At 69.9% G+C, this 19,568-nt stretch carries 21 protein-coding genes; 6 read left to right on the forward strand and 15 right to left on the reverse strand.

The window, feature by feature from the left end; all coding sequences use genetic code 11:
* Window positions 1-3 precede the first annotated feature (3 nt).
* From C8E96_RS02635 to C8E96_RS02690, 12 genes are all read right to left on the reverse strand, one after another.
* The gene (locus tag C8E96_RS02635; RefSeq protein WP_091381893.1) at window positions 4-1,248 is read right to left on the reverse strand and encodes an MCE family protein; all 1,245 of its coding nucleotides are present in this window, start codon (window positions 1,246-1,248) and stop codon (window positions 4-6) included.
* Window positions 1,248-2,396, reverse strand: coding sequence for an MCE family protein (locus tag C8E96_RS02640; protein ID WP_228770185.1), 1,149 nt, complete (start codon window positions 2,394-2,396; stop codon window positions 1,248-1,250). The genes C8E96_RS02635 and C8E96_RS02640 overlap by 1 nt, the downstream gene beginning before the upstream one ends.
* Window positions 2,396-3,595 (reverse strand): MCE family protein, encoded by a 1,200-nt coding sequence (locus C8E96_RS02645; protein ID WP_091381889.1) that lies wholly within the window; start codon window positions 3,593-3,595, stop codon window positions 2,396-2,398. Before C8E96_RS02645 ends, C8E96_RS02640 begins: the two co-directional genes overlap by 1 nt.
* A complete protein-coding gene (locus tag C8E96_RS02650) occupies window positions 3,592-4,611 on the reverse strand; it encodes an MCE family protein (RefSeq protein WP_091382043.1) in 1,020 nt (339 codons plus the stop codon). Before C8E96_RS02650 ends, C8E96_RS02645 begins: the two co-directional genes overlap by 4 nt.
* Entirely contained in the window at window positions 4,608-5,651 is a 1,044-nt protein-coding gene (locus tag C8E96_RS02655; protein WP_091381887.1) for an MCE family protein, read from the reverse strand. Before C8E96_RS02655 ends, C8E96_RS02650 begins: the two co-directional genes overlap by 4 nt.
* Window positions 5,648-6,979: an MCE family protein gene (locus C8E96_RS02660; RefSeq protein WP_091381885.1), complete on the reverse strand. Its 1,332-nt coding sequence runs from the start codon at window positions 6,977-6,979 to the stop codon at window positions 5,648-5,650. Before C8E96_RS02660 ends, C8E96_RS02655 begins: the two co-directional genes overlap by 4 nt.
* Window positions 6,976-7,842, reverse strand: a complete 867-nt coding sequence (locus tag C8E96_RS02665; RefSeq protein ID WP_407642597.1) for an MlaE family ABC transporter permease — start codon at window positions 7,840-7,842, stop codon at window positions 6,976-6,978. Before C8E96_RS02665 ends, C8E96_RS02660 begins: the two co-directional genes overlap by 4 nt.
* Window positions 7,839-8,597 (reverse strand): MlaE family ABC transporter permease, encoded by a 759-nt coding sequence (locus tag C8E96_RS02670; RefSeq protein ID WP_091382041.1) that lies wholly within the window; start codon window positions 8,595-8,597, stop codon window positions 7,839-7,841. Before C8E96_RS02670 ends, C8E96_RS02665 begins: the two co-directional genes overlap by 4 nt.
* A 124-nt stretch (window positions 8,598-8,721) precedes the next feature.
* The gene (locus tag C8E96_RS02675) at window positions 8,722-9,483 is read right to left on the reverse strand and encodes a glucose 1-dehydrogenase (RefSeq protein ID WP_091381880.1); all 762 of its coding nucleotides are present in this window, start codon (window positions 9,481-9,483) and stop codon (window positions 8,722-8,724) included.
* 11 nt (window positions 9,484-9,494) lie between these two features.
* Window positions 9,495-11,000: an aldehyde dehydrogenase family protein gene (locus C8E96_RS02680; protein WP_091381878.1), complete on the reverse strand. Its 1,506-nt coding sequence runs from the start codon at window positions 10,998-11,000 to the stop codon at window positions 9,495-9,497.
* Window positions 10,997-11,887 (reverse strand): 3-oxoacyl-ACP reductase, encoded by an 891-nt coding sequence (locus tag C8E96_RS02685; RefSeq protein WP_091382040.1) that lies wholly within the window; start codon window positions 11,885-11,887, stop codon window positions 10,997-10,999. Before C8E96_RS02685 ends, C8E96_RS02680 begins: the two co-directional genes overlap by 4 nt.
* Window positions 11,888-11,968: 81 nt before the next feature.
* Window positions 11,969-12,160, reverse strand: coding sequence for a ferredoxin (locus C8E96_RS02690; RefSeq protein WP_091381876.1), 192 nt, complete (start codon window positions 12,158-12,160; stop codon window positions 11,969-11,971).
* Window positions 12,161-12,245: 85 nt separating this feature from the next.
* Between C8E96_RS02690 and C8E96_RS02695 the strand changes: the two genes are divergently transcribed.
* Together C8E96_RS02695 and C8E96_RS02700 are read left to right on the forward strand one after the other, a co-directional pair.
* On the forward strand, window positions 12,246-13,427 hold the full coding sequence (locus C8E96_RS02695; RefSeq protein WP_091381874.1) for an acyl-CoA dehydrogenase family protein: 1,182 nt from the start codon (window positions 12,246-12,248) through the stop codon (window positions 13,425-13,427).
* Between the two features lie 14 nt (window positions 13,428-13,441).
* Window positions 13,442-14,395, forward strand: a complete 954-nt coding sequence (locus C8E96_RS02700; protein ID WP_091381872.1) for an acyl-CoA dehydrogenase family protein — start codon at window positions 13,442-13,444, stop codon at window positions 14,393-14,395.
* Here the strand turns inward: C8E96_RS02700 and C8E96_RS02705 are convergent.
* Both C8E96_RS02705 and C8E96_RS02710 read right to left on the reverse strand, forming a co-directional pair.
* The gene (locus C8E96_RS02705; protein WP_091381870.1) at window positions 14,385-15,392 is read right to left on the reverse strand and encodes a lysylphosphatidylglycerol synthase domain-containing protein; all 1,008 of its coding nucleotides are present in this window, start codon (window positions 15,390-15,392) and stop codon (window positions 14,385-14,387) included. The genes C8E96_RS02700 and C8E96_RS02705 overlap by 11 nt on opposite strands.
* The gene (locus C8E96_RS02710) at window positions 15,389-16,183 is read right to left on the reverse strand and encodes a PIG-L deacetylase family protein (RefSeq protein WP_091381868.1); all 795 of its coding nucleotides are present in this window, start codon (window positions 16,181-16,183) and stop codon (window positions 15,389-15,391) included. The genes C8E96_RS02705 and C8E96_RS02710 overlap by 4 nt, the downstream gene beginning before the upstream one ends.
* Before the next feature lie 139 nt (window positions 16,184-16,322).
* Between C8E96_RS02710 and C8E96_RS02715 the strand changes: the two genes are divergently transcribed.
* On the forward strand, window positions 16,323-17,441 hold the full coding sequence (locus C8E96_RS02715; RefSeq protein WP_228770177.1) for a glycosyltransferase family 4 protein: 1,119 nt from the start codon (window positions 16,323-16,325) through the stop codon (window positions 17,439-17,441).
* Between the two features lie 262 nt (window positions 17,442-17,703).
* On the opposite strand, the gene C8E96_RS02720 is transcribed toward C8E96_RS02715, so the two are convergent.
* A complete protein-coding gene (locus C8E96_RS02720) occupies window positions 17,704-18,228 on the reverse strand; it encodes a hypothetical protein (protein ID WP_091381863.1) in 525 nt (174 codons plus the stop codon).
* A gap of 108 nt (window positions 18,229-18,336) precedes the next feature.
* Here C8E96_RS02720 and C8E96_RS02725 point away from each other — a divergent pair, with 108 nt between their 5' ends.
* The 3 genes from C8E96_RS02725 (at window position 18,337) to C8E96_RS02735 (ending at window position 19,555) form a co-directional block, all read left to right on the forward strand.
* A complete protein-coding gene (locus C8E96_RS02725; protein WP_091381861.1) occupies window positions 18,337-18,756 on the forward strand; it encodes an SRPBCC family protein in 420 nt (139 codons plus the stop codon).
* A gap of 111 nt (window positions 18,757-18,867) precedes the next feature.
* A complete protein-coding gene (locus C8E96_RS02730; protein WP_091381859.1) occupies window positions 18,868-19,068 on the forward strand; it encodes a DUF5302 domain-containing protein in 201 nt (66 codons plus the stop codon).
* A 10-nt stretch (window positions 19,069-19,078) separates the two neighbouring features.
* Window positions 19,079-19,555: a macro domain-containing protein gene (locus C8E96_RS02735; protein ID WP_091381857.1), complete on the forward strand. Its 477-nt coding sequence runs from the start codon at window positions 19,079-19,081 to the stop codon at window positions 19,553-19,555.
* The last annotated feature ends 13 nt before the right edge of the window (window positions 19,556-19,568 follow it).

Below are 19,568 nucleotides of genomic sequence, written 5' to 3' on the forward strand. Positions count from 1 at the left end.
GTGTCAGCCGGACATGAGACCGAGCAGGGACGCGAGTGTGGGCGGCCGGTCCGATCCGGGGAGGCCGAGCGTTCCCGGCAGCGGCAATGCGGGCACCGGCTGCCCGGGCGCCGAGGCGGGGGCGGCGGGGACCTCGCGGGGTTTGCCGCCGTAAGGGGCGTTCTGCGATCCGCGGACGCCGACCGGGCTGCCCGGCGGCTCGGCGCAGTAGGCCTGGGTGTTCGCCGGGATGTCCGTGACCTGGTTGGCGGGCCGCTGTTTCGTCGTCTCGTATCCCTTGGTGCACGACAGCGGATCGGCGAAGGTCAGGACCAGGCCCAGGTGTCCGGTGCCGTCGGGGTTGGCGCTGGGGGCGGCGGCGACCATGATCGGGTAGGCGACGAGGAGTTCCTCGATGCCGTCGACGCGGGTCGAGGTGATCTGGGCGGTCGTGAGCAGGTTCGCGAGGACCACGCCGAGGCTTGGGCCGGAGTCCCGCAGCACCTCATAGACCTGCGCCGACACCGCGGGCCCGGCCTTGAGCAGCGACCGCAGGTCCGGGTCGGACGCCTTGAGTTGGGCCGCGATGGTGCGAAGATCCGCACTGTAGGAACGGATCAGGTCCGACTGGGCCGCCTGGGTCTGCAGGACCACGCGCCCGTCCGACAGCAGTGCGGTGGTCTGCGGGAGGTGCTCGGTCGCCGCGGCGGTCAGGGCGCCGGTGTCATCGAGCAGGGTGCGCAGGGCGGGGCCCGTGTCGCGGAATGCCTGGTCCAGTTCGTCGACGACGGTACGCAGCGAGTCCACGGGGACGCTGCTCACCAAGCGGTCCACTGTGGACAGGAGTTCGTCCGGTCCGGTGGGGATCTCGGTGCGGTCGCGGGCGATCACCGAGCCGTCGGCCAGGAAGGGCGCGCCGTCGCGGGCGGGGACCAGGTCGACGAACTGCTCGCCCACCGCCGACCGGTTGGCCACCACCGCCTGGGTGTCCGCCGGGATGGGCGGGGCGTCGTCGCTGATGGTCAGGTCGACGTCGACGCCGCCCGCGGCCTGGCGCAGCGCGCCGACCCGGCCCACCGGCACGCCCCGGTAGGTGACCTCGGCGTTGGTGAAGATCCCGCCGGAGTCGGCGAACTGGGCCGTCACGACATAGCCCCGCAGGCCGAAGAGTCGGTCCAACCCGGCGTAGGTGCCGCCGACGTAGGCGATTCCGAGCACGGCGATCAGCGAGAACAGGAACAGCCGGACCTTGACGGGCAGCGCGAGCATCAGCCACCACCACCGATCAGGCCGCCGAGCAGCGGGCCGAGTCCACCGGCCGAAGCGGGCGCCTGCGGTACCGACAGACCAGGCAGACCGGGAAGGCCGGGCTGCTGGGGAATCGCGGGCGGTACCCCACCAACGCCGGGAAGGGTCAGGAACGGCGAACTGGAGCTGTTGATGTTGTCCAGCAACACACTCAGGTCAAGGTCGAACACGACGTCGACGTTGGTGAAGTCGCCCTTGATCGCGTTGACGGTGTAGTCGGTGAACGGATACGTCAGCAGCAACTGCAGCGCGTTAGGGAGGTTCGCCCCTGAATCAGCCAGCTTCTGCAGGGTCGGCGCGAGCAGCTTCAGGTCCTCGACGAGGTCGGCGCGGCTGCGGTTGACCGTGTCGACCGCGGTGGCGGACAGCCGATCGAGCGCCCCGAGCATCGTCACCAGCTGATCGCGCTGCTCCGTCACGACCTTCAGACCAGGCGTCAGGTGGTCCAGCGCCGTGGTGATCTGCGAGGTCTGCGTGGACAGCGTGCCGGACAGTCGGTTGAGCGAGTCGATGGCGCGGGTGATGTCACCCTTCTGCCCGTCCAGATCACGGACCACCGAGTCCACATTGGACAGGAAGGACCGGATCTCGGCCTCGTTGCCCGACATGGCAGCGTTGACCTCGCGCACGATGTTCTGCAGTTGGCCGACGCCGCCGCCGTTGAGCAGCAGGGACAGCGCGCCGAGGACCTCTTCGATCTCCGGGTTCCGGTTGGTGCGGTCGATCGGGATCACCGCGCCGTCGTCGAGCGTTCCCTGCCCGGCGGCGGGCGCCCGCAGCGAGATGTACTTCTCGCCGAGCAGACTGGATTGCCGCAGGTCGGCCGCCGCGTTGGCGGGCAGCCGGATATCGCCGTTGACCAGCAGCTCCACGACCGCCGTGGTGTTGTCGTCCGCCAGCGAGATGCGGTCCACCCGGCCGACGGCGACATCGTTGACCTTCACCGAGGCCTGCGGCACCAGGTCGAGCACATCGCCGAAGTGCGCGGTGACCCGGTAAGGATCGTCGCCAAGGTCGGCGCCGCCGGGCAGCGGCACGTCATAGAGCCCGCCCGACCCACAGCCGGACACCGCGAACACGATCGCGCCGAAGAGAGCGAGCCGCCTGATCACCTGCCACCCCCGGGCGCGTTCTGGCCGGGCAGGTCGAGCATGGGCAGCGCGATCGGCGGGATCTGGCCGCTCTGCAACGCGGCCAACGCCTCGATCGGCGACGGCAGCTTCACCACACCGTCGAGGACCGGTGCCAGCTTCGCACACGCGTCGCCGAGAGCGGGCGGGAGCTGCGTCGGGGTGCCCGACTGGATCGTCCGGCACAGCAACGCCATCGGCGGGTAGGTCAGCTCGTTGAGGTTGCCGCGGATGGAGAACGACGCCGACGCGGCGTCGTAGGTGTTGAGGAAGTTCGTCGCCCCCAGCGGGCCGACGTCGAGCAGTTCGGCGAGCGCGCCCCGTTCGTCGACCAGCGCCTGGGTGATGCCGACCAGCCGGTCCACATTGGACTTGAGCAGATCCTTGTTCTCCGCGATGAACCCCTGCACCTCGCCCAGCGAGTTGGCCAGCGAGGTGAGCGCGATGCCGAGGTCGTCGCTGTCGGCGGCCAGGTAGTCGGTCACCCCGGCCAGCTTCGTGTTGAACCCCCGGACCTGCGCGTCGCTCTCGGCCAGCGTTCGGGTGAACTTCTGCAGGTTGTCCACTGTGGAGAAGAGGTCGCCGCGCGACTCGCTGAGGGTGTGCGCCGCGGTGGACAGCTGCTTGATGGTGTCGTTGAGCAGGCGGCCGTTCCCGTCGAGACTGGCGGCGGCCGAGTCGAGCACGCCCGACAGCGCGCCATCCGCGTTCGCGCCGTCCGGCCCCAACGCGGTCGCCAGTTCCCGCACGCTCGCGGTCAGGTCGTCGATCTCCACCGGCGTCGCGGTGCGGGCCAACGGGATCAGCGCGCGGTCCGCGAGCCGTGGGCCGGTCTCGTAGGCCGGGGTGAGCTGCACGAACCGGTCGCTCACCAGGCTGGGCGCGACCGACACCGCGGACACCTCGGCGGGCAGGTCCACGCCTTCGTCCACGGTCATCGTGACCTCGACGAAGTCGCCGCGCGGGACCACCGTGTCGACCTGTCCGACGGCGATGCCCAGCACCCGCACCTCGGAGCCCGGGTAGATGCCGATCGACTTGGCGAAGTGCGCGGTGAGTCTCGTTCCCGCCATCGGAACCGCGATCCACCACAGCGCGACCGCGACGATCAGGCCGAGCACGGCCAGCAGTGTCACGGCGACCGTGGCGTCGCGTTGGAACCGGGAGCGCAGGATCACTTGCCACCTCCCGGGGTCAGCGGCGTGTAGCAGCCCTCCGGGTTGATGTCGATCAGCGCGGTCTTCGAGGAAGGCGGGAACAGGCCGCAGATGTAGCCCTCGAACCAGCGGCCGTTGCCGACCGTGTTGTTGAAGACCCGCACGAACGGCGCCAACGCGGCCACCCCCTTGCTGAGGTTGTCCTGGTTGCGGGCCAACACCGTCGTCACCTTGTCCAGCTGGGTGAGCATCGGCTTGAGCTGCGCGGTGTTGTCGGCCACCAGCCCGTGCAGCTCGTCGGCGAGTGCCTTGGTGCCGCTCAGGAGTTTGCTCACCGCGGATCGGCGCAGCTGAAGTTCTTCCAGCAGCAGGCCCGCGTCGGCGAACAGCTTCTGCAGCTGCTTGTCCCGGTCGGCCACGGTTTTGGACAGGGACGAGGTATTCGACAGCAGCCGGGCGAGTTCCTCGTCGCGTGTGGACAGTGTCGCGGAGAGGCGGGACATTCCAGTGAGCGCGTCGCGCAGGTGCGCGGGGCTGCCGGACATGGCCTCGGAGACCACGCGGAAGCTCTCGGCGAGCTGGTCAGTATCGATCTTCTGCACGGTCTTGGTGAGCTGGTCGAACACCGGGACGATGTCGAATGGGGTCAGCGTCCGGGTCTTCGGGATGACTTCGTTTGGGTCCTGCGGCCGGCTGCCGTCGGCGGCGATGGCGAGGAACTTGTCGCCGAGCAGCGTACGGATCTGGATCGACAGCGTGCTTCGGTCGCCAACCCGGGCGTCGCGAACGGTGAAGTCTACCCGCACCTTGTTGCCCGCCAACGCGACCGCGTCGACCGCGCCCACCTTGACCCCGGCGACGCGGACCTCGTTGCCCGGCCGCAGCCCGGCGGACTCGGTGAACTCCGCGGAGTACGTCGTGCCGCCCCCGATGATCGGCAGGTCGTCGGAGAAGAACGTCGCCAGCACAACCAGGACGACGAGAACCAGGGTGACCGCGCCGACCCCGGCCTGGTTGCGTTCGCGCAGCGACTTCATGGCCCGCACCTCTCCGGTCGCTGCGTTCCCGGCAGCGGCAGGGCGGGGATGTCCACGACGATGCCGAGTTCGGACACGCCGATTCGACCGGAGGCGCTGCAGAGGAAGTAGTTGAACCAGCCGCCGTAGCTGGCGGAGCGGGTGATGGCGTTGACCTTGCCGGGCAGGTTCTTGAGGAAGTGGTCCACAGTGTCCTCATGCGCGGCAAGCGTGGTGGAGAGTTGGCCGAGGCCCGCGATGTCCTGCTTGAGCGACGGGCGGATGTCGGCGAGCAGCCCCGAGGTGATCGTGGTCAGGTCGCCCAGCGCGGTGATGGCGTCGCCGATCGGCTCGCGCTGCTCGGCCAGCCCGGTGCTCAGCCGCTGCATGTGGTCGATGAGCCCGGACACCTCCGCGCTGCGGCCGTTCACCGTGTCCAGCACGGTGTTGAGGTTGGTGATCACTTCGCCGATCACTTTGTCCTTGTCGGCGATGGCGGTGGTGAGCGACGCGGTGTGGCTCAGGATGCTGTCGATCGTGCCGCCCTCGCCCTGCAGCACCTGGATGAGGTGTGCGGTGAGTTCGTTGACCTGGGCCGGGTCGAGCGCCTGGAACAGCGGGCGGAACCCGTTGAACAGCACGGTGAGGTTCAGCGCGGGTTTCGTCCGGTCGACCGGAATCGTGTCACCTGGCTGGAAGACGTCGTTCGGGTCGCGGATGTCGCCGACGCCGAGCGCGATGTAGCGCTGGCCGATCAGGTTGCGGTACTTGATGGTCGCGGTGATCGAGCCGGGCAGCTTCCGCGCGGACTCGACGTCGAAGGCGACCTCGGCGAGCCGGTCGTCCACCACCCGCACGTCGGTGACCTGGCCGATGCGCACACCCGACATGCGGACGTCGTCGCCGACGACGATGCCGGTCGCGTCGGTGAACCGGGCCGCGTAGCCCATCGTCTGCCCCAGGGACTTGTTGGCGATCGTGAGGCCCAGCATGGCGGTCAGCGTCACGGTGACCACCGCGAACACGGCGATCTTGACCAGCGGTGCGAGCACTGTCCTCATCGCAGCGTCACCTCCGCGCCGCGGAACGCCGGGCCGAGCAGCAGACCCGCCCAGCGCGGCACGTCCTCGGGCATGACGCCGAGTCCGGGCGCGATCAGGGCGTTCACCAGGTCGCGCTCCTGCGGGCTGTTGGCCAGCGCGGGCGCGTCCGCGGCCTGCGGGACGGTCGGGCAGAACTGCTCGGGCCGGTCCGACTTGGGCGCGGGCGGCTTGGAGGTGCCGTCCTTCACCGGCCCGTCCGTGGTGTACTGCGGGAACTTCTCGCCGGGCTGGGCCATCCGGTAGCAGCGCGGACCGCGCTTGTCGTTGTAGCGCGGAGTGTCGACACCGGGCAGGTACTTGCCCCGGTTCGCCGCGATCTCGATGGTGACCCTGGAGACGTTCGGGTGGTCGGTTCCCTTGCCGAACGCGCGTTCCGACGCGGGGATCGCCTTGACCAGGTTCTCCAGCAGGCAAGGGTATTCCGGCGCGTACTTCGCCAGCACGGCCAGCGTGGACTGGGCGGTGTCGGCCAGGTCGATGAGGTTTCCCTTGTTCACGGCCAGGAATCGGTCGAGGTCGACCGCCGCCGTGGTGGCGGTGCTGAAGAGCAGGTCGAGGTTCGCCCGCTGCTCGGCGATCGTCCTGGTGGTCGTGGTCAGGTCGCTCATGGCTTGGAGCAGGTCGGGCGCGGCGTCGGCGTAGGTGTCGGCGACAGTGGCCAGGGCCGCCAGGTCCGCCTTGAGATCGGGCATGCTGGGCAGCAGCTGCTCCAGGTAGGCGTCGAGGTCGGCGATGGTCCGGCCGAACTGCGCGCCGCGGCCGTCCAGGGCGGTGGACATCGCGTTGAGCGTGGTCGCGAGTTTGGCTGGTTCCACGGCTTGGAGGACGGGCATCAGGTGGTCGAGGACCTTCTCCAACTCGATCGCCGACGAGGTCCGGTCCTGCGGGATCACCGAGCCGCCGCGCAATGCCTGCGGCGCGGGAACAGTGGGGATCAGCAGGGCCACATAACGTTCGCCGAACAGGGTCTTCGGCAGCAGGCGGGCGGAGACGTTGGCGGGGATGAGGTCGACGGAGTCCGGGTCGAGCGCGAGGTCGAGCACCGCGCGGTCGCCAGTAGGCCGGATTGCCCGCACCTCGCCGACGATCATCCCACGCAGCTTCACGTCGGAGCCCACCCGCAGCTGGTTGCCGACCCGATCGGTCTCCAGGCTGACCGGAACGACTGTGGTGAAAGCCTTGTTGTAAAATCCGATCGACAGCCACACCAACGTCGCCACGACGACCAGGAACACCAGCCCGTAGAGCTGGTACCGGACCTTCTCGAACCTCTCAGTGGGCCTCATCCGGCGATCCGCACTGTGGTCGACGCGCCCCAGATGGCCAGGCTGAGGAAGAAGTCCAGGAGGGTCTGCAGGACGATCGCCGTGCGCACGGCCCGGCCGACGGCCACGCCGACCCCCGCGGGACCGCCGCTCGCGGTGTAGCCGTAGTAGCAGTGCACCAGGATCACCACGACGCTGAACACCATCACCTTGAGGAACGACCAGAGCACGTCCTCAGGCGGCAGGAACAGGTGGAAATAGTGGTCGTAGGTTCCCGACGACTGCCCGTAGAACCAGACGGTCACCTGACGTGAAGCCAGATAGGAGCAGAGCAGACCCACCACGTACAGCGGGATCACGGCCGCGACGCCCGCGATCACCCTGGTGGTGACCAGGTACGGCACGCTCGGGACGGCCATGACCTCCAGCGCGTCGATCTCCTCGGAGATCCGCATCGCGCCGAGCTGCGCGGTGAAGCCGCACCCGACGGTGGCCGACAAGGCGAGCCCGGCGGCCAGCGGCGCGACCTCGCGGGTGTCGAAGTAGGCGGCGATGAACCCGGTCAGCGCGGAGGTGCCCAGCTGGTTGAGCGCCGAGTAGCCCTGCAGGCCGACGATCAGTCCGGTGAAGACAGTCATGCCGATCATCACGCCGAGCGTGCCGCCGATGACCGCGAGCGCGCCGCTGCCGAAGAACACCTCGGACAGCAGCCGCATGGTCTCGCGCGGATACCGGACGATCGTGCGTGGCACCGAGCGCAGCACCATCAGGTAGAAGGCGAGCTGCCGGCCCAGGACGGCCAGGCCGTCGAACGGCTGGTTCGCCACCGCGAGGACGCGCGTGGTGACCTGGCGGGGTGCCCTCTCCCGGATCGCCATGGTCACAAACCCTTGGGCGGGACGATTTGCAGGTACAGGCCGGTCAGCACGACGTTGATCGCGAACAGCAGCAGGAAGGTGATGACGACGGTCTGGTTCACCGCGTCACCCACGCCTTTCGGGCCGCCGGCGGGGTTCAGGCCGCGGTAGGCGGCGATGATGCCCGCGACGAAGCCGTAGAGGATCGCCTTGATCGTGCTGATCCACAGGTCCGGCAGCTGGGCCAGCGCGTTGAAGCTGGACAGGTACGCGCCCGGTGTGCCGCCCTGCATGACCACGTTGAAGAAGTAGCCGCCCGCGACGCCGACCACGCTGACCAGTCCATTGAGGAGGGTTGCGACCACGATGCAGGCCAGGACCCGCGGCACGATGAGCCGCTGGATCGGCGAGACGCCCAGCACCTCCATCGCGTCGATCTCCTCGCGGATGGTGCGCGACCCGATGTCGGCGCACACCGCCGACCCGCCCGCGCCCGCGACCAGCAGCGCGGTGATCAGCGGGGCGGCCTGCTGCACGATGGCCAGCGCGCTCGCCGCGCCGATGAACGACTGCGCGCCGATCTGCTGGGTCAGCGAGCCGAGTTGCAGCGCGATGACCGCGCCGAACGGGATCGCCACCAGCGCGGTCGGCAGGATCGTGACGCTGGCGAAGAACCAGCACTGCTGGATGAACTCGCGGCCCTGGAACGGTCTGCGCGGGATGAAGCGCAGCACGTCCCACGCCAGCGTGGTGACCCGGCCGACCTGGCGAAGGCCGCGCATGACCACCGCGTCGGACTCGAGTCGCAGGCTCAACGGCTGATCCACTTCGGCGGGGACTTCAGGCGTTCGTGCTGGTCACCCAACGACGGCGCGACGGAACAGATACGCGAAAAATCCACATGTACTAGAAGGACAGGGCGTGCGTAGTCGTGGCGCCACCGTCGGCGACGAACTCGGCGCCGGTGCAGTAGGAACTCTCGTCACTGGCCAGGAACAGCACGAGGCTCGCGATCTCCTCGGCCTGGCCGTTGCGCTTGAGGGCGACCCGCTTGCCGATCCGGCTGGTGTCGACCTCGATGCCGCCGAGCGCGGTCGGCAGCATCTGGGTGTCGATCACGCCGGGGTGCACGGAGTTGACCCGGATGCCGTGCTCGCCGAGTTCCATGGCGGCGACCTTCGTCATCCCACGAACAGCGAACTTGCTCGCCGTGTAGGCGATCACCATCTTCGCGGCGGCGAGACCCTCGATGGAGGACAGGTTGACGATCGAGCCCTCCTTGGCCGCGATCATCCCCGGCGCGACCGCGCGCATACCGAGGAAGCAGCCGAACTGGTTGACCCGGATGATCCGCTCGTAGTCGGCGAGCTTGGTGTCCACCAGCGGGCTGAAGTGCAGGATGCCCGCGTTGTTGACCAGCACCGTGACCGGGCCGAACCGCCCGGTCGCGTCGGCCACCGCGTCCGCCCACTCGTCCTCTTCGGACACATCGAGGTGGCGGAAGTACGCGTTGTCACCGAGTTCGTCGGCGAGTGTCTTGCCCTCGTCGTCGAGCACGTCGGCCAGGACCACCTTGGCGCCCTCGGCGACGAACCGCCGCGCCGCCGCCGCACCCTGCCCTCGCGCCGCGCCGGTGATCAGCGCGACCTTGCCGTCCAACCGTCCCATCTGGACTACTCCTACATCAGTTCATCGGTGAGTGGCATGAGCACGGTCTTGAGTTCGGTGTACGCCTCGAACGCGGAGCGACCGCCCTCGCGACCGAGTCCGGACTGCTTGAAGCCGCCGAAGGGCAGGTGCGGCTCGACCTGGAAACCGTTGATGCCCACGGTTCCCGCCCGCAACGCGCGGGCCACCCGGAAGGCTCGACGGTTGTCGGTGGTGTAGATCCCGGCGCCCAGGCCGTACTCCGTGGCATTGGCCAGCCGGATGGCTTCGTCCTCGTCGGTGAACGGCACGACCGCGAGGACCGGGCCGAAGATTTCCTCCTGCGCGAGTTCCGCGGTGTTGTCCACGTCGGCGAAGATCGTGGGCTGGACGAAGTTGCCCCCGGCCAGGTCCCCATCCACCCGGGACCCACCAGCCACCAGCCGGGCGCCGCTGTCCTTGCCGCGCTCGATGTAGCCGAGGACGCGGTCGAGCTGCTTGGCGTTGATCAGCGGCGAGGAGAGGACGGCCGGGTCGAACGGGTCGCCGTAGGTGATCATTCCGGCGAGAAGCTGGGCGGCGTTGAGGAAGTCGTCGTAGACATCGCGGTGCACCAGCGCCCGGGTGTGCGCGACGCAGGCCTGGCCGGACAGTCCCATGGTGACGGTGCCCATCGTGGTCATCGCGGCGAGGCCCACGTCCGGCGCGTCCGGGAACACCAGAGTCGGGCTCTTGCCGCCGAGTTCGAGGGAAACCCGCTTGAGCGTGCCCGCCGACGCCTCGATGATGTGCCTGCCGACCGCGCGGCTGCCGGTGAAGCTGACCTTGTCCACCAACGGATGCGTGACCAGGGCATCGCCGGTCGGGTTGCCCGGTCCGGTGACGACGTTGAGCACACCGTCCGGCAGGCCTGCCTCGACCAGCAGCTCCACCATGCGCAGCACGGTGAACGTGGCGAACTCGGACGGCTTGAGCACCACGGTGCAGCCCGCCGCCAGCGCGGGTGCGACCTTCTGGGCGTAGAGCAGGAAAGGGGCGTTCCACGGCAGGATCGCCGCTACCACGCCGATCGGCTCGCGGAAGGTCATCGCGAGGTGGTCGCCGCCCTGGTACGGCGGCAGGGTCTCCCCGCCCACCTTGTCGATCCAGCCCGCGTGGTGCTCGAACACGTCCGCGGCGGCCTCGACCGACGTCGCGTAGATGCCCGCGAACGAGAGCGGGACACCGTTGTCGAGCGCCTGCAGCCTGCGCAGCTCGTCGGCGTTGGCCCGCAGCAGATCCGCGTAGCGGTGCAACAGCTTGACCCGCTGCCCCGCCCGCGAACGCGGCCACGGGCCCTCGTCGAACGCGATACGGGCGGCGTGCACCGCCTTGTCCACATCGGACTCGGTGGCGATCGGGAAGGTGCCGATCGTCTCGCCGGTGGCCGGGTGGGTGTGGGTCCACGACGCTCCGTCGGCGGCGGGCCGCCACTGGCCGTCGATGAGGATGCCCTGGTCTGGCAGCCGTCCCACGTGGGAGAGCAAGGAGAGTGTCACTGCGCCTCCTGGCCGAGCTCGAGGATGTCGTTGGCGGCGAAGGAAAGCCTGGGGTCACGGTCGGCGAAGTAGCCGCCGACCTGGTCGGCCAGCGTTGCGGGGGTCCAGAGGTCGGCGTCGAACCGGCGCTCGACGGCGGGGGCGGCCAGCAGCGCCACCATGCCGCCGTGCACGACGAAAACCTGACCACTCACCGCTTGTGCGGCCGGTGAAGCGAGATAGACGACCAGCGGCGCGACATGCTCGGGAGAGAGCGGGTCAAGACCGTCAGCGGGGGCCTCGCCGAACACCTGCGCGGTCATCGCGGTGCGGGCGCGTGGGCAGATCGCGTTGGCGCGGACGCCGTAGCGCTCCAGGCCGCGCGCGGTGGCCAGGGTCAGCGCGACGATCCCGGCCTTGGCGGCGGCGTAGTTCGCCTGGCCGGCCGACCCGACGAGGAACGCCTCCGACGCGGTGTTGACGATCCGCGCGTAGACGGGTCCGCCCTTGGCCTTGGATTCGGTGCGCCAGTGCGCGGAAGCGTTGCGGGAGAGCAGGAAGTGGCCGCGCAGGTGGACCTTGAGCACGAGGTCCCAGTCGTCGTCGGACATCGAGAACAGCATCTTGTCGCGCAGCAGGCCGGCGTTGTTGACCACGATGTCGAGTCCGCCCCTGTCGAGCGCGGCCAGTGTCAGCGCGTCCGCCGTCGACCGCTCGGAGACGTCGCCCTCGACCAGGACGGCCTTGCCGCCCAGCGCCTCGATCTCGTCGACCACGCCGCCGCCCGGACCGCCCGGGAGGTCGTTGACCACCACGTCGGCGCCCGCGGCCGCCAGCGCCAGTGCCTCCGCCCGGCCGAGTCCGGCGCCCGCGCCGGTGACCACGGCGACCTTGCCGTCGAGGCTCACGGCGTCCACAGGCATCTCCCTCGGCACCGGGGGTGAATGGAACGCCAGACTAGAATCTGTTCTCGTTTTAGGCAAGCCCCGTCAGTCGCGCAAGGCCAAGGCCACCTTCGGGCACGACGCGACAGCCTGGACTAGTCGTGGACGGTCAGCCTCGGCGTCCTCGGGTTGCTTGACCAGCAATTCGTCGTCATCGTCAAGCTCGAAGTAGTCCGGCGCGACGTTCACGCACAGCCCGTTGGCCTCACACTGGTCACGATCGACATCGATACGCACGACAGCCTCCAGAACGAATAGAGAACGTGTTCCATGCTAGCTGCTATCTTCGACAAGAACGCGTTCCAGTCCGATGGGAGAACGCATGCGGATCACCTACACCCCCGAACAGGAACGGCTGCGCGCCGAACTGCGGGCCTACTTCGCCGAGCTGATGACCCCGGAGCGGCGTGAGGCGCTGACTAACTCCGGCGGCGAGTACGGCGGCGGCGACGTCTACAAGGAGGTCGTGCGCCAGATGGGCGCGGACGGCTGGCTCGCGCTGGGTTGGCCCAGCGAGCACGGCGGCCGCGACGGCTCGATGCTCGACCAGCTCATCTTCACCGACGAGGCCGCCATCGCGGGCGCGCCCGTGCCGTTCCTGACCATCAACACCATCGGGCCGACGATCATGAAGTACGGCACGCCCGAGCAAAAGGCGTTCTTCCTCCCCCGGATCGCGCGCGGCGAGCTGCACTTCTCCATCGGCTACTCCGAACCGGAGGCGGGGACCGACCTCGCGGCGCTGCGCACCCGCGCGGTGCGCGACGGGGACGAGTACGTCATCAACGGCCAGAAGATGTGGACCAGCCTCATCCAGTACGCCGATTACCTGTGGCTGGCCTGCCGCACGGACCCGGACGCGGCCAAGCACAAGGGGTTGTCCATCCTGATCGTCCCGGTCGACACCCCCGGCTTCTCATGGACGCCGGTGCACACCATGGCGGGACCGGGCACCAGCGCGACGTACTACTCCGATGTGCGGGTGCCCGTGTCGTCGCTCGTCGGCACGGAGCACGAGGGCTGGAAGCTGATCACCAACCAGCTCAACCACGAGCGGGTCGCGCTCACCTCGGCCGCCCCGATCCAGAACGCCCTGCGCGAGGTGCTCGAGTGGGCACGGGAGACGAAGCTGCCGACCGGCGACCGGGTGATCGACCAGGAGTGGGTCCAGATCCACCTCGCCCGGGTGCACGCGAAGGCGGAGTTCCTCAAGCTGATCAACTGGAAGATCGCCTGGGGCGTCGGCAAAGCGATCAGCCCGGCGGACGCCTCGGCGACGAAGGTGTTCGGCACCGAGTTCGCCACCGAGGCCTACCGGCTGCTCATGGAGGTGCTCGGCCCGGCGGGCCCGGTCCGCGCGGGTTCCCCGGGCGCGGTGCTGCGCGGCCGGATCGAGCGGATGCACCGGTCGTCGCTGATCCTGACCTTCGGCGGCGGCACCAACGAGGTGCAGCGCGACATCGTGGCGACCGTCGGCCTGGGCCTGCCGCCCGCGCGCCGCTGAACTGGAGGACTTCGATGGACTTCGCCTTCTCCGAGGCCCAGGACGACCTGTCCGGCCTCGTGCGCACCCTGGTCGACAGCGATCGTCCACTGTGGACGTTGTTGGACGAGGCCGGGGTGCTGATGGCCGCGCTGCCGGAGTCGGTGGGCGGCGGCGGTTTCGGCCTGCTCGAACAGTGCTCGGTCGCCCTCGAACTCGGCCGCGCGGCCGCTCAGGTCCCGTACGCGGCTTTCGCGGTGGCCGCGTCGGCGATCGCCGAGTTCGGCGACGATCCACGGGTGGACCTCGGAATGTCGTGCGCGGTGACCGACGACCCGCTCGACCCGGTGACTTTCTCGAACGGGCGGCTCAACGGGACCAAGACCCTGGTGCCGACCGGGGAGGTGTTCGTGGTGACCGCGGGCGCGGACGCCTTCGTCGTGCGGGCTGACGGGGTGAGCACAGCGGTGCAGGAGCTGGTCGACGGCACGGCCCTGGTGGTGACGCTGACCAACGTGACACCGGAGCGGATCCTGCCGGACGCCGCGGACTGGGTGAGCGATCGGCTGACCGTGTTGACCTGCGCGGAAGCGGTCGGTGTGCTGGCCGAGGCGCTGCGGCTCACAGCGGCGTACGCGGGTGAGCGCGTCCAGTTCGGGCGGCCCATCGGCACCTTCCAGGCCGTCACCCAGCGGCTGGCGGACGCCTACATCGACGTCGAGGCCGTGCGCCTCACCCTGTGGCAGGCGGCTTGGCGACTGAGCGAAGGGCTAAGCGGGGCCACCGAGGTGGCGACCGCGAAGTTCTGGACCGCTGACGCGGGACACCGAGTCGCGCACACGGCGGTGCATGTCCATGGCGGGGTCGGGATCGACCTGGATCACCGGCTGCACCGGTACTTCACGGCGGCGAAGCGGGTGGAGTTCACGTTGGGCGGCGCCACCGATCAACTGCGCAAACTGGGGGCCACCCTGGCCGTCACGCCCTGACCTGGCGCCGGTTGCCGAGGGTCCAGCCTGCCAGGACGACCGCCCCGAACGGGATTTCGATGGTGTACGTCCAGAAGCCGAAGAGCAGGGCGGCGACGGTCGCGGCGACCGGGTCGACGCCCAGGGCGGTGAGCATCAGGATCACCCCGCCCTCCATGACGCCCGCACCGCTGGGAGTGATCAGCACGGCGGTGAGGACCCGGGAGAGCGCGAAGACAGCGATGGACTGGGCGAGACCCGGGTAGGCGCCCGCCGCCCAGAGGCAGCACAGCATGACCAGCCACTGGGCGCCGAGGAAGCCGACCATGCCCGCGGACAGGCCGGGCCAGCGGGTGCCGACGATGGAGGCGGTGTCGGCGCGCAACCGGTCCAGGGCGGCGGAGGCGCGGAACCGCACGCGGGCGAGGCGGGCGACGGCGTCGAGGGCGCGGCCGACCCTGTCCGCCGCGGCATCCCAGTAGAGCGCGGCCGCGACCACGGCGACGAGCAGCAGAATCGACGCCGCACCAACCCAACCCGCCTTGGCCACCATCGGATCCGGGGCCTGCCCGGCCACCAGCAGGGCGATGATGCCGACGGCGGGCAGCACGAACCGGAACATGGTGTTCCACACGCCACTGACCAGCGTCATCACCATGATCGGCCGCCCGCGGAACCCCCAGCTCCTGGCCATCGCGAAGGTCAGCGCCACCCCGGCCGCACCGCCGAACGGCAGGAGGTTGCTGACCGCGCTGCCCGCCGCGTTGAGGGCCAGTGCGCGGCCCGTCGTCAGGCCGGGCAGCGAGTTGGTCAGCACGACGGTGTATGCCAGCAGACTGACCAGCCACACCGCCGTCATCAGCACGATCATGCCGGTGCCCAGGCGGGCGAACCGTGCGCCGATCTCCTGCCACGACACGGGATTGCCGGTGAGGGCCTGGGTGATCCGCGGCAGGTAGACCACGATCAGGACCGCCAGCCCCAATGACACCGCCGACAGCGCGACCCGGCGAGTCACGGCGCCTCGTCGAACGGATGGCGCAGCCGCACCCCGGCCGGAAGGTCGCGGCGCACGTACCACTCGGTGCCGAACACGAAGCGGTACAACGGATCCGGGATCTTCAGCAGCATCGCCAGGGTCCGCACGTCGGCGCCGCCCGCCTGGGAGGCGTGTGCGGCCATGCTCGCCCGTTTCCGTCCGGCGAACCGGCGGACGTTCACGCGGTGGGTGATCCGGCGGCCGGGGGTGTACGCGCGCTCGAAGGTTTTGATGTCGAAGGTGGGCGGGAAGCGGTAGCACCAGCCGATAACGCGCAGTGCCCTGCGCAGGAGGTTCCGGTCCACGGTGGCTTCCAGGACGATCGGGGTGCCCGCCAGCCGGGCGGCCGCCGTGCCGACCCGGTGCACCTGGACGTGATCGGGATGGCCGTAGCCGCCCGCGGGGTCGTAGATCGTCAGCAGGTCGGCGTGCTCCTCGCGCAGCACCGCCGCGAGTGCCTCGGCCGCCTGCCCCGGGTCGGCGTCGGCGAACGCGTCGGCCGGGCGGTCTTGGTCCAGCCCGGAGTCGGCGTACCCCAGGCAGACCACCCGTCCGCAGCCGAGCACGGCCGCGGAGTGGTCCAGTTCCCGCAGCCGGGTCACGCCGAGAGCAGCGCCCCGTGGCGTTTCCGCGAGGCCGCTCTCGCCCGCGGTGGCCACGACCAGCACCACCCGGTGGCCCTCGGCGGCGAGCCGCGCCATCGTGCCCGCCGTGAGGAGTGCCTCGTCGTCGGGGTGGGCGTGGAAGAAGACCGCGACACGTGGGTTCACCCGATCAGCGTAAGGAGCGCCCCGGGCCGGATCCAGCGTCAGGCACGGCAAGTCCACCCGGGCGGGGGGCGATTCCAGCCAGTTGGGGACGGTATCGGCGGGCGCCGGAAAATAGGCTGAATGGGTGAGGATCCTCCACGTGACAGACTGCTATCTGCCCAGGCTCGGAGGTATCGAGGTCCAGGTCTCGGACCTCGTGGCGGCGCAGCGAGCGGCTGGGCACCAGGTCGAGGTGGCCACGGCCACCACCGGTCCCGATCTGGCGGGCGTGCACCGGATCGCCGTCCCTTTGCCCTTTGACCTGCCAGTTCACCCGCTCGGCGGCGCGCGGATCACGTCGCTGCTGGCCGCGCGTCTGCCCGATGTGGTGCACGTGCACGTCGGCGCGGTCTCCCCGTTCGGCTGGCAAGGGGTGCGGGCCGCGGACCGGGCGGGCCTGCCCACCGTCGTGACGGTGCACAGCATGTGGGATCCGGTGACCCGCGGTATCTACGCCGCGCTGCGTACCACGTTCGATTGGCACCGATGGGGGCTCGTGGTCACAGCGGTGAGCACGGCCGCGGCGGCCGGTGTCCGCGCGGTGGCCGGGCAGGACGTGCCGGTGCACGTGGTCGCCAACGGCTTGGACGTTCCGCGCTGGCGGCCCACTTGTCCCGCCGGTGGCGGGGACGGCGCCGTGCATATCGTGGCCGTGGGCCGGCTCGCCCCGCGCAAACAACCGGTCCCACTGCTGCGGCTGTTGCTCGCCGCCCGCGACCGGGTCCCGGATGAGGTGGCGATGCGGGCCACGATCGTCGGCGACGGGCCCGCCCGGCGTTCCATGGAGCGGTTCGCCGCCGCACATGGCCTGGCGTCCTGGGTCGCGATGCCCGGGCGCTGTTCTCGTGACCAGGTCGCCGAGATCCTGGCGGGCGGGGACGTCTTCGTCGCGCCGGCGCCCCGGGAGTCCTTCGGTATCGCGGCGCTCGAGGCCCGAGCGGCGGGCCTGCCGATCGTGGCGCGCACCGAGAGCGGAGTCGGCGACTTCGTCCGGCACGGCACCGAGGGCCTGCTCGCGGGCACGTTCGACGACATGGCGGCCGCTCTGGCGCTGCTGTGCACCGACCGTGCCCTACGCGAGCGCATAGCCCGCCACAACCACACGGTCCCGCCCACGGTCGGCACGTGGCCCACGGTCTTGGCCGACACCGCCCGCTGCTACGCCCAGGCCCGCCACCGCTTGTCGGACACCACCACCCCCGACCGCCGCGCCGGCTAACCGCCCGCACTCCACCGACTCCGACCACCAGGCCACTCACCCGGCAGCCTCGAGCACCTGGCCCACCTGACAATCCCGCCACCAAGCCACAAACCCGACCACCAGTGCCCCACCCACCAAACCCGACCACCCGCACAACCCAGACAACCCCACCAACCGCCACCTAAGGGGACCGAGACGCCACTCGACCACGGCGATCGCCCCTCCGCCAGGTGCCCACACAAGGCGACCAACACCCCAAAATTCCGGGGAGGCGGAACAGCTAGTGGCGGCGGAGTGGGGGGAGGGTGGCGGCGTCGCGGGGGCGGGCGGGGCGGGGGATTCGGGTCATGGCCCGCACCCGGCGGGTTCGTCCATGTTCGGCGAGCAGCATGAGCAGTTCGCCGTCGACCACGGCCGCGAGTTTGCGCTGTGCCCAGTCCGATGCCGAGAGCACGACGTCCGGGTTCACCGGCCTGCCCTCGAACACCTCACGGACTAATCGCCATTCGGCGAGGCGGTCGCGGAGGAAACTGTTGTGTGCCAACGCGGGTGCGACTTTCTCGGCCCAGGCGGAGAAGTCGCCCGCGGCGGTCGCCCTGGCCCCGATGCGGACCGCGACCGCGGACACCGCCATCGCCTTGTCCGGATCCCGGAGCACGGTTTCGAGGAACGCGCGCTCATCCCGTGGCCGGGCGTCGCGGTACCAATCGAACCGCAGGTGCTCGTCGGCGGCCAGTGCCGCCGGATCATGATCAACGCAGCCGGTCAGCGCCGCTACGCATGCGATGTGGTCGACCAGATTCACCCGTTCCCTCCGGCGACATAGAGTAACGCTTCGCCTCCCGGAACGATCACGCAGGCCACGGGTGCGAAATCGGTTCCGGCCGCTTCGGGTGTGGCTAGTGTCGAGGCCATGTTGTTCCGAACCTCGATCATCATCGGCGCCCCGCCGGAGCGGGTCTGGGCGGTCTACACCGACCTCGTCCGCTGGCCGGAGTGGACCGCGTCGGTCACCGCCGTGACGCTCCTCGACCCGGGCCCGCTGCACCTGTCCCAGCGGGTGCGGATCAAGCAGCCGAAGCTGCCGACCGCCGTCTGGACCGTCACCGGACTCGACGCGGGCCGCTCGTGGACGTGGGCGGCGACGGCCCCGTTGGTCAAGACGGTCGCCACCCACACGGTGGAACCGCATGAGAACGGCACGCTGATGAGCGCGACCGTCGAGCAGAGCGGGCCGCTCGGCAAGCTGATCGGCAAGGTCGCCGCCGGGCTGACCGACCGCTACCTGGTGATGGAGGCCGAAGGCGTGAAGGCGGCGTCGGAAGGGCCGTGACCGGCCGTTAGAGTGGGGACACGGGTGTGGGGGCCCCGCCAAATCGAGTCGACCCGACGCGGTGACCGTGCGAGGCTGACCCCACCAACACCGCGAAACGTGGAGGTCCGTATGTCCGAGCAACCGGAGCAGCCTGAATCCGAGGACGGCGCGGAGCCGAAGGACCTCAAGAGCAAGTTCCGTGAGGCACTGGAGCGCAAGCAGGCCAAGTCGCAGAGCGGCGAGGGCCACGCCAACGCGGGCTCGAAGGTCGGCGACGCGCACGGCAAGCAGGGTGGCAAGCGCACCTTCCGCCGCAAGAGCGGCGGCTGAGCCGCCCCGCATGGGGTCGCTGAAGACCGTGCCGGGTGACGCGACGGCTCCGGAGGGTTCGGGGCCGCGCGTCATCGCGCACATCTGCAATGACACGGGCGGATGGGGTAAGGGCTTCGTGCTTGCCCTGTCCGCCCGCTGGCCCGAGCCGGAGCGGGAGTACCGCCGCTGGTACCGGGAACGGGCCGGGAACGACTTCGCGCTCGGCGCGACCCAGTTCGTCGAAGTCGAACCGGGCCTGCGCGTGGCCAACATGGTCGCCCAGCACGGTCTGCGGCCCACCAAGGCGGGCCCGCCGATTCGCTACGACGCCCTTGAGCGGTGTCTGAACGAGGTTGCCGCGAAGGCGGCCGACCTCGGTGCGAGCGTGCACCTCCCCCGCATCGGCGCGGGGCTCGCGGGCGGTGACTGGGACCGGATCGAGGCGATGATCCGCGACGCCCTGGCCGAGCACGGCGTGCACGGCACCGTCTACCTGCGGGAATGAGGGGCGGGCCCGA

The organism is Actinokineospora alba (assembly GCF_004362515.1).
Classification (GTDB): Bacteria; Actinomycetota; Actinomycetes; order Mycobacteriales; family Pseudonocardiaceae; genus Actinokineospora; species Actinokineospora alba.